We start from the raw sequence: 9,971 nt of genomic DNA on the forward strand, positions 1-9,971 counted from the left end.
GTATGGGCGGCCGGCGTCCCGGCGGCCGGCGTCCCGGCGCCCGGCGCACCGGCTGCGGGTGTAGACGACGCGTGGGGCGGGGCAGGCGCTTCAGTAGCGTCCGGCGCGTCGGTGGGCTCGACGACCGTAGGCGCAGCGGGGCGGGGGTGTTCGGCGCGCGCCATCCAGGCGATCAGCGACGAACGCATGGCTTCTTCCACGGACATATCGATGGGCTGCACCCAATCTTGCGGCACAAACACCGTGTAGCCGCCGATCATGTAGCCCATCGGCAAATAAACGGCTACGCGGTCACCTTGCGTAAACCCTTCGGGCAGGCCTTCCATGCTGCGGCGGGTCACCAGACCCACTAATTCCAGTTGTTGCCCCGGCAAGCGCAAAATCACCACCTGTTGCGCGGTGTTCTTGGAGCTGGGCGAAAAATAATCGGCAAAGCTCTTTAGCGACGAATAAATGCTCTTGACCACCGGCAGGTTGGTGAAGGGCATTTCCACCACGGTCAAGAACCGCTGCACGCGCTGCTTGGACACCAGATAGCCGATCGCCAGAATCCCCAGGATGCCCAGGGCCAAACCCATGCCCGGCACATAAAAGCCGCCGATGAAGGGGCGCAGGAACGTCAGCGCCACGGCTTCGGTCCAGGCCAGGAAGATGTACAGCAGGTAGATGGTCAGGGCCAGCGGCAGAACGGTGATCAGGCCACGGAAGAAGTATTTGTAGAGACGAGTCATAGGCAGAAACTAAAGAATTGGGGTCGGACAAGGCCAGCGGCGCGGGTCAGAGGGCCGCCAGCATAGCAGCCGCCGACGCATACGCCCGTAACAAACCGCGTGCCCGCCGGGGCGAAGCAGGCCAGCACCGCACCAGTCACGCCGCGCCGGTATTCACTACTGGAATTCACCGCGCCGCACGGCTAGCGGTCCACGGGCAGATACAAGGTTTCCTTGATTTCTTCCATGACGACGTAGCTGCGCGATTCGGCCGACGCCGGCAGGCGTTTCAGGATCTCGCCCAGCAGACGGCGGTACTCGTTCATTTCCGTCAGCCGCGCCTTGACCAGGTAATCGAAATCGCCGGACACCAGATGGCATTCCATCACTTCCGGCACGTACAGCAGTTCTTTCTTGACCTTGTCGAACACGTCGCCCGACTTGGCCGACAGCTTGATTTCCAGGAAGACCAGCAGGTTCTTGCCCAGCGCCGCCGGATTGACGCGCGCATGGTAACCCGTGATGACGCCTTCGCGCTCCATCCGTTTTACCCGGTCTGAACAGGGCGTGGCCGACAGGCTGACCCGCTCGGCCAGATCCGTGACGGAAATGCGGCCTTCGCGTTGCAGGATTTCCAGGATTTTCAGGTCAATTCTATCGAGCTCGCGCATTTCACTTTTGGCGGTCAAAAAAGAGGGGGCGCCCGAGAAAAAGCTCTGTCAAAGCAAAATAATCAGTGCTTTTCACTGCGAGGAGGCTCATAGACTACCGAAATTACTGAGCAAATCCAAATACGGAAAGAATCATGCATGTGATCGTCCTAGGCAGTGGCGTAATCGGCACCACCACCGCGTATTACCTGGCCCGTCAGGGCGCCCGGGTAACGGTCCTGGACCGTCAGCCCGCCGCCGCCCAGGAAACCAGCTACGCCAACGCCGGCCAGGTGTCACCGGGCTATTCCACGCCCTGGGCGGCGCCCGGCATTCCGCTGAAAGCCATCAAGTGGCTGTTCAAGAAGCATGCGCCGCTGGCCATCCGCCTGGACGGCAGCCTGTATCAGCTGAAGTGGATGGCGGCCATGCTGGCCAACTGTTCGGCCGACCGCTATTCCGTCAACAAAGAGCGCATGCTGCGCCTGGCCGAATACAGCCGCGACTGCCTGCGCGAATTGCGCGCGTCCACCGGCATCCATTACGAAGAGCGCACCCGTGGCACGTTGCAGCTGTTCCGCACCGACGCCCAGCTGGAAGCCGCCCGCCGCGACATCGCCGTGCTGGAAGAAGTGGGCGTGCCCTACGAACTGCTGGACCGCAATCGCCTGGTCACGGCCGAGCCCGCCCTGGCGCGTTCGATCCATAAATTGGCCGGCGGCTTGCGTCTGCCCAACGACGAAACCGGGGACTGCCGCCTGTTCACCACGCGCCTGGCCGACATGGCCGCGGCGCTGGGCGTGGACTTTCGCTACAACCAGACCGTTTCCGGCCTGAACGTGGCGGGCGGCCAGATTACCGGCGTGCGCGTGGGCAACGACGTGCTGACGGCCGACCGCTACGTGGCCGCCTTCGGCAGCTACACACGCGGCGTGCTTGAACCGCTGGGCCTGGACCTTCCGGTCTACCCGGTCAAGGGCTATTCGCTGACCATTCCCATGAAGGACGACGCCGCCGCGCCGGTGTCCACCATTCTGGACGAAACCTACAAGATCGCCGTGACCCGTTTCGACGACCGCATCCGTGTGGGCGGCATGGCGGAATTGTCCGGCTTTGACCTGCGCCTGAAAGACGCGCGCCGCAAGACGCTGGAGTTGGTCGTCAACGACCTGTTCCCCGACAGCGGCCATGTGGCGCAGGCGGAATTCTGGACGGGCTTGCGCCCGATGACGCCGGACAGCACCCCCATCGTCGGGCCGACGCGCTACAGCAACCTGTTCCTGAACACCGGCCACGGCACGCTGGGCTGGACCATGGCTTGCGGCTCCGGCAAGCTGGTGGCCGACCAGGTCATGGGCCAGCGGCCCGCCATCAGCACCGACGGGCTGGGCCTGTCGCGCTACGAGCGCGGCGCGTCGTCCAACCCGTCGTTGGTGTTGGGCGGCAAGGGCGCCTGAGCGCCGCTCGGCCCAGGCGAACAGGCGGTCGCGGGAATCGTCGGGCGGGCGCGCGGTGATGTGGTCATGCGGCGTGACCAATTTGGCATTCTGCTTTTTTGATGCGCGCCGGCTTATGCCAAAATCGCCGCATGACTCATTTCCTGCATACCGCCGATTGGCAGATCGGCCGTCAATACGGCCAGTTTGAAACCGACGACGCCGCCTTGCTGGCCGAAGCGCGTTTCGACGTGGTGCAGCGCATCGCCGCGCTGGGCACCGAACGCGGCGTGGATGCCGTGCTGGTCGCGGGCGACGTCTTCGATACGCAAGGCGTTTCCGACCGCACCATCCGCCGCCTGTTTGCCGCCATGGCGGCCTATGCCGGCCCCTGGGTCATGATCGCCGGCAACCACGACGCGGCCTTGGCCGACAGCGTCTGGAGCCGCGCGGCGCAACTGGACTGCATCCCCGCGAACGTGCATGTACCCACGCAAATCGGCGTGGTTGATCTGCCCGACATCAATGTGGCCGTGCTGGCCGCGCCGCTGACCCAGCGCCATACCTACGACGACGTCACCCAGGCGTTCGATTCACTGGATACCGAGCCGGGGCGCGTGCGTGTGGGCTTGGCGCATGGCAGCGTCGCGGGCCGCTTGCCCGACACCATCGACGCCACCAACCCAATCGCACCCGACCGCGCCGCGCGCGCCCGACTCGACTACCTGGCCCTGGGCGACTGGCACGGTTGCCTGGCTATCGACGCTCGCACCTGGTATGCCGGCACGCCCGAACAAGACCGCTTCCGCAACAACGAGCCCGGCTACGTGCTGGACGTGCGCATCGATGCAGCGGGCGCCACCCCCGTGGTCGAACGCGTGGCCATCGGCAAATACCGCTGGTCGGCGTGGGTCGAGACCATCAGCGTGCCGTCCGACGCGCGGGCGCTGGCTGAAAAACTGTCCGCCTTGCGCGCTGAAGACGTGCTTCGGCTGGATGTACTTGGGCACGTCAACATGGAAACCTGGGACGCACTGCAACGCGCCATGGATCGGGCGGCTGCCCAGGTGCGCGCGCTGCTGCCCGACCTGTCCGGCTTGCGGCTGGAGCCAGATCAGGCCGATCTGGCCGAGCTTGGCGCAAGCGGCTACGTGGGCGAAGTGGCCGCGCAGCTACAGGCCTTGCAGGCGGACGGCGAACAAGCCGCCATCGCTGCCGAGGCCCTGCGGCTACTACTTAGATTTCAACGTGAAAGCGCGACGGGGGCTGCCAAATGAAGCTGTCCCGTATCGCGCTGGAAGAATTTCGCAAGTTCCGCCAGCCCCTGGTTCTGGATGGCCTGCAAGACGGCTTGAACCTGTTCGTGGGCGCAAACGAGGCCGGCAAAAGCACGGTGGCGGCGGCCATTCGGGCCGCGTTCCTGGAACGCTACAGCACCAGCAAGGTTGCCGACCTGGCGCCGCATGGCGAGTCCGGCGCGCGGCCCAGTGTGGAACTGTCGTTCGCGCATGGCGGCCATCAGTACGTGCTGAAAAAACAGTTCCTGTCGCGGGCGCGTTGTGAATTGCTGATCGACGGCGGGGCCCAGCGCCTGGACGGCGAAGAAGCCGAAAACGCCTTGGCTTCCTTGCTGGGTTTCGAACTGCCGGGCAGGGGGCAAAGCAAGCCGGATCTGGCCGGCATCCCCGGCCTGCTGTGGATACAGCAAGGAGACGGCCACAACCTGCAAGCCGCCGCGTCTTACGCCGGCACGCATCTGCGCGACGCACTGACGCAACTGTCAGGCGAGCTGACGGCCACCGATGGCGACCGCCTGTTTGACCGCGTGTCGGCGGAACGCGCCGCCTTGCTGGATGCGCGCAACGGCCGCCCCAAGGGCATCTACAAAGAGGCCGAGGACGCCTTGGCGCGCGCCACGTCCGAGCGCGACGATTGCGCCCAGGCCATGGCTCAGCTGAATGCGGATGTCGACCGTCTGGCCAGCCTGCGCCGCGATCACGAACGCGCCCAGGCCACTGAACCCTGGAGGGACTTCGAAGCGCGTGCCGCTGATGCGCGCGCGCGGCTGGCCGCGGCGGCAAAACAGCGCGACGCCCTGGAAGGCCTGCGCCGCGAGCAGGCCCAGGCGGTGCAAACGTTGGCCTTGCTGCAAGACCAGGTGCGGCGCGACCAACAAGACGAGGCCGACTATCACGCACTGATCAAGGAGGCCCAGGGCGCGCGTGCCCGTGTCGATGCCGCCCAGGCGCCGCTTGCGCGGGCGCAGCAGCAACAGCAGGCGCACGCCGCCGCGCTGGATGCAGCCCGCTTGCGCGTGACGGCGGTTCAGGCCGTGTCTGACCGGCACGACCTGGAACATCAGCTAGCCCAGTTGAACGCCGAAATTGAACGACTGGACGACGCGCTGCGTGCCGTAACCACCCTGATCGAACAAGGCTCGACACTGAAAACCGAGGCGTTGCGCATTGAGATTGCCGATGGCGATATCGATGCGCTGCGCAAAGCCGAACGTGAACTGGCCAACCTGCAACTGCGCCAGCAAGCAGTGGCCACGCGCTTGTCATACCAGCTGGAAGCCGGGCGTGAGGCAAGCATGGATGGCCGCGCGATAAGCGGTGCGGGGCAGGTGCTGCTGACGGCTGCCGCCGACATTGAGCTGCCCGGCGTGGGCAGTTTCCGTATCGAACCCGGGGGCCAGAATCTACCCACGCTTCAGCGTGAGCTTGGCGGGCTGCAATCTGCCTGGAATGGTTTGCTGGAACGCCTGGGCGTGGCAACGCTGGCCGATGCCGAACAGCGCCACGCGCGCTATACGGCGTTGCAGCGCGAGCTTGACGGCATGCGCAAAACGCTGGCCATCCACGCGCCCAAGGGGCTGGATGTATTGCGTGGGCAGCGTGACGAGGCCCTGGCCCGCCGTGTGGCGTTGCAAGAGCGGCTGGCCAAGTTGCCGGCGGTGGCGGACACCGGGCTGGATGATCTGCCTGCCGCGACCCAGGCGCAGCGCGAAGCCACGGCCGTTGCCGCGCAGGCGGATGCGTCGTTGGCGGCGGCGCAGCGCGCGCTGGACGCTGATCAGGCACGGGCGCAATTGCTGGAAGGGCAGGCGGCCGCGCGTGCCGCCGATATGCAGTCGGTCGAGCGCGCCGAACAGCGCCAGGCCCGTGCCGGGCGTCTGGCGGAAGCCCGCAGCACGCACGACGACCTGGACCGCCGGGTGCGCGAGGCACAGGCCGCCTTGGCGGACCACCGGCCCGAGCTGGCCGAGCAGGACGTGCAACGCTATGAAAAATCGGCGGCCATCGAACGCGAGGCGCAGCACAAGCGTCACGGCGACATCCTTCAATTGCAGGGCAAGCTGGATCAGGCGGGCGCGCAGGGGCTGGGCGAACGCCTGTTGGAAGCCACTGCCGCGTGCGAGCGGCTGGCGCGTCGGCGTGATGAACTGTCGCGCCGTGCCGCCGCGCTGGACCTGCTGCAAAAGCTGCTGACCGACAAGCGCGCCGCCGCCACCCAACGTTTGCAGGCGCCGCTGGCTCGCCGCCTGAATCACTACTTGGCGCTGCTGTTTCCGGACGCTGCGCTGCGCTTGGACGACGCGTTGCTGCCCACGGCGCTACGCCGAGACCAGAGCGAAGACCTGCTGGATGCGCTAAGTTTCGGCACGCGCGAGCAGCTGGGCATTCTGGCCAGATTCGCCTATGCGGACCTGCTGCGCGAAGCCGGGCGGCCCACCTTGCTGTTGCTGGATGACGCGCTGGTGCACACCGACGATGCCCGCCGCGACTTCATGAAGCGCGCCTTGTTCGATGCGGCCACGCGCCATCAGATCCTGATGTTCACCTGCCACGGCGACGCTTGGCGCGACATGGGGGTGGAGCAGCGGCGCATCGGTGCGTGAAGTCGGCGAGCCCGGAACCTGCATCGGTGCGGTATTGAGAGCGGCTGGCGTTGCGCGTCCCTATTGACGGCAAAAGCAACGGTCGGTAGCCTGCGCGAATGCCTGCTTCCAAGCCGTCCTTCGAAACCCTTGTCGGTGCCTCTGCCGTGGCGACTGCCGCTGCCGTCGCGCACGCCAGCATGCATTGGCGTAGGAAGCATGGGGCAGGCCGCGGATATTGCCGCGCGCGGTTTCCCGTATCGTCGCCGGCTGTCTCGTCGCTGGCTGCTTCGTCGCTGGGTGCTTCGTCGCTGGGTGCTTCGCCGTCGGCTGCTTCGTCGCTGGCTGTCTCGTCGCTGGCTGTCTCGTCGCTGGCTGTCTCGTCGCCGGCTGTTTCGTCGCCGGCTGTTTCGTCGCCGGCTGTTTCGTCGTCCGCTATTTCGTCGCCTGCTACTTCGGCGACCGCTTTTCCTCTCTTTTCTTCCGTCATTTCCCCCGTCGTTCCTCCTGTCATTTCGGGCGTCATTTCGGCTGTCATTTCGGCTGTCATTTCGGCTGTCATTTCGGCTGTCATTTCGCCGGTCGTCTCAGCGGTCGTTCGCGCGGTAGTTTCGCCGCCGGTATTCCCGCCTGCCTCGCCGCCCGTCGGCGTGGTCCGGGCCGCGAACCCGCCAGTCGTGGTCGTGTTCGGCTGATTGCCGATCCGCCATTCCCGGCTCCAGTCCTCAATCATCGTCAGTCCATCCGCGCGCTTGATGCGTGCGCGAGTCGAACGCGTGCGTCGCGTCTGATTCGCGCGCGGCCGATTCTGCCAAGCAGACGGCCGTAGCGATATCGATCGCGATCGTGAGAGGCGATGCCATGGCATCGCCGTCCACGCCATCGCCTTCGCCGTCGCACCGCCATCGCCAAAGCGATCCACGGAAGGACTGTCGGTCTGGAGCCTGTGCTTACCTTGACAGGTGCAACGATGCATTTAAATCGAAATACCTGGGCCGCATTCGGCTCAACAACCTTGTTCGTGCTGCTGTGGAGCGGCGGTGCGATCTTTGCCAAATGGGGCCTGTCGCACGCGTCGCCCTTTGCCTTTCTGCTGCTGCGCTTTGTGCTGGCCTTATCCGTGTTGGGGCTGGTGGCGTGGCGGCGCAGGCGATGGTTGCCCGCGCCGGGCACGCGCGCCGGCGTCGCGGTAACGGGCCTGCTGCTGATCGGCGTTTATTCCATCTGCTATCTGCTGGCGCTGGATCACGGCATCACGCCGGGGGTGCTGGCCACATTGCTGGGCGCGCAACCCATCCTGACCTTGGCGGTCATGGAGCGGCGCTTTGACAAGGCCCGCATCGCCGGGCTGCTGCTGGCCTTGGCGGGGCTGGTGATGGTGGTGTACCAGAGCATCGGCATGGCGCGCTTTTCAATGGCGGGCATGGGCTTCGCGTTCGCGGCGCTGGTCAGCATGACGGTGGGCGCGATGCTGCAAAAGCGCATCGATCAACCGCCGCTGGACGTCATGCCGTTGCAGTACGCGGTGAGCCTGGCTCTGTGCCTGCTGTTTGCCCCGTTTCAGCCGCTGACGGCGCAATGGAGCATCGGGCTGATTCTGCCGCTGCTGTGGATGGGCCTGGTGATATCGGTGGGCGCCACGCTACTGTTCTATCGCCTGATCCAGGCCGGCAACCTGGTCAACGTCACCAGCCTGTTCTACCTGGTGCCGGCGGGTACGGCGGCGCTGGACTACCTGGTGCTGGGCAACCGCCTGTCGACGTTAAGCCTGGCCGGCATGGGGGCAATTCTGTTGGGGCTGATGCTGGTGCTGCGGCATCCCGCCCCGGGCATCAAGCCAGCGCGACGCTAAGCGGGCGGGGGCGGGCAGGGCCGGAACCGACGGACCCCGCAACGGAATTTGCAGCGGCACCTGCCACCGTCCCCGCAACGGAATTTGCAGCGGCACCTGCCACCGTCCCCGCAACGGAATGCGAGGCCGATCCCGCAATAGACCCCAGAGCGCCATTGCCGCCCGCGCTGGCGACCCCCTCTGCCTCGTCCACGCCGCACCCCGCGTCCTGCCCGGCCCAGTACCCGCTGACCAACTGCGCGGGCCGCTCCTTGGCCACGACGCGGGCGCATACCGACCAGGCATCCAGTCGGACGCTCAGGCCCGCGTAAACCCCGTGGCCGTCGCCGGCCTGGATGACGCCGTCCGCGCGCACGCCTTCACCGGCGCGAATGGAGCCGTCGGCGCGGATGTCTCCCCCGGCGATCATGCCCCAGCCCGAGGCCAGGTGGTCGCCGCAGTGAATGGCGCCGCCCGCCTGAATGCCCGAGGTGGCGTTGATGGCGTGGTCGGCGCGGACATCGCCGCCCGCCTTGATGCCCTGACCGCATTGGATGGCGCCTTGGGCGCGCACGTCCTGGCCGGCATGCAGGTGGCCGGTGACGGCCAGATCCTGACCCGCGCAGATGTCCCATTTGGCGCGCACGTTGCCCCGGCACTCCAGGCGCGAGGCGGATTCGATGCCCCAGTCCGCGCTGATGTCGCCGCCCGCATGGATCTCGCCGCCGCATGCGATGTTGGCGGCGGCCGTGATGTTTTCGCCCGCCATGATGGTTTCTCCGGCACGGATGCCGCCGCCCGTGATGATGCTGCGCCCGGCGCGCACCACCGTGTCCACATTGATGCCCATGCGAATTTCCAGCGTGCCCGCGAAGACGATGGCATTGGCGTCAAGTGAGTCCAGCCGGAGCACGGCATCGGTCGGGCCAAACTGATCCAGCAGCCAGTTGGCGTCGCTGATGCGGCCATCGGCGACCAGGGCGTCAAGCACGACCTGGTAATCCCCCTGGCCGTTGTGATCGCGGATAAACCACTTGTAGCCGCCCGCGCAGGGGTTCTTGGCTTTGACGAATTTTTTGGTGAGTTGCATGGCGCTGGATGAAGATCAATGCGTGGCCAGGCCGCGTGCCACGAGGCAAGCGACGAAGATTCATGGGACGAGCGCTGCGCCCGGCCACGCGGCAGGGCGTACGCCGGCGCACGCCACGACATTGGCACGGATGTGCGTAAGCCGCCGGCGGCAGGCCGGAATCAAAAACGGGGGAAGCGGGAAAGCCGGAGGATCAGCCGGGCTTGGAGCGCGCGTAGGCGGAACGCGCGGCGACTTCCTGCGAGCTCAACAAAGTCGAGCGCAGGGCGCAGAGAACGCAGGCAGCGGGAGGGGGGGGAGAAAAATTGGATCGCACGGGGGCAGATGCTAACACCCGGGCATCGCTAGTCAAGTCGGGAAGCCGTCCCCAATTC

The 9,971-nt window shown here is 66.1% G+C and carries 7 protein-coding genes and 1 pseudogene; 4 read left to right on the forward strand and 4 right to left on the reverse strand.

The genetic code is table 11. From position 1 onward, the window contains the following. Both ACNPP0_RS21030 and ACNPP0_RS21035 read right to left on the reverse strand, forming a co-directional pair. Positions 1-731: DUF502 domain-containing protein (locus ACNPP0_RS21030; RefSeq protein ID WP_448706909.1), on the reverse strand; the 731-nt coding region annotated here is incomplete at its 3' end. Positions 732-913: 182 nt separating this feature from the next. Further along, positions 914-1,381: an Lrp/AsnC ligand binding domain-containing protein gene (locus ACNPP0_RS21035; RefSeq protein WP_046805042.1), complete on the reverse strand. Its 468-nt coding sequence runs from the start codon at positions 1,379-1,381 to the stop codon at positions 914-916. 134 nt (positions 1,382-1,515) lie between these two features. Between ACNPP0_RS21035 and ACNPP0_RS21040 the strand changes: the two genes are divergently transcribed. The 3 genes from ACNPP0_RS21040 (at position 1,516) to ACNPP0_RS21050 (ending at position 6,697) form a co-directional block, all read left to right on the forward strand. Beyond that, positions 1,516-2,817 carry a D-amino acid dehydrogenase gene (locus tag ACNPP0_RS21040; protein ID WP_448706910.1) on the forward strand — a complete coding sequence of 434 codons (1,302 nt, stop codon included), beginning with the start codon at positions 1,516-1,518 and terminating at the stop codon, positions 2,815-2,817. 131 nt (positions 2,818-2,948) lie between these two features. Then, entirely contained in the window at positions 2,949-4,073 is a 1,125-nt protein-coding gene (locus ACNPP0_RS21045) for a metallophosphoesterase family protein (RefSeq protein WP_448706911.1), read from the forward strand. Continuing rightward, positions 4,070-6,697: an AAA family ATPase gene (locus tag ACNPP0_RS21050; RefSeq protein WP_448706912.1), complete on the forward strand. Its 2,628-nt coding sequence runs from the start codon at positions 4,070-4,072 to the stop codon at positions 6,695-6,697. The genes ACNPP0_RS21045 and ACNPP0_RS21050 overlap by 4 nt, the downstream gene beginning before the upstream one ends. On the opposite strand, the gene ACNPP0_RS21055 is transcribed toward ACNPP0_RS21050, so the two are convergent. Further along, entirely contained in the window at positions 6,636-7,409 is a 774-nt protein-coding gene (locus ACNPP0_RS21055; protein ID WP_448706913.1) for a hypothetical protein, read from the reverse strand. The two genes, ACNPP0_RS21050 and ACNPP0_RS21055, sit on opposite strands and share 62 nt — an antisense overlap. 237 nt (positions 7,410-7,646) lie before the next feature. Between ACNPP0_RS21055 and ACNPP0_RS21060 the strand changes: the two genes are divergently transcribed. Next, positions 7,647-8,528: a DMT family transporter gene (locus ACNPP0_RS21060; RefSeq protein WP_448706914.1), complete on the forward strand. Its 882-nt coding sequence runs from the start codon at positions 7,647-7,649 to the stop codon at positions 8,526-8,528. A gap of 202 nt (positions 8,529-8,730) precedes the next feature. Here the strand turns inward: ACNPP0_RS21060 and ACNPP0_RS21065 are convergent. Further along, positions 8,731-9,597 (reverse strand): annotated as a pseudogene (locus ACNPP0_RS21065) (hypothetical protein); the annotation flags it as partial. Between the last annotated feature and the right edge of the window lie 374 nt (positions 9,598-9,971).

The sequence above is a fragment of the Achromobacter semiaridum genome, from assembly GCF_053543755.1.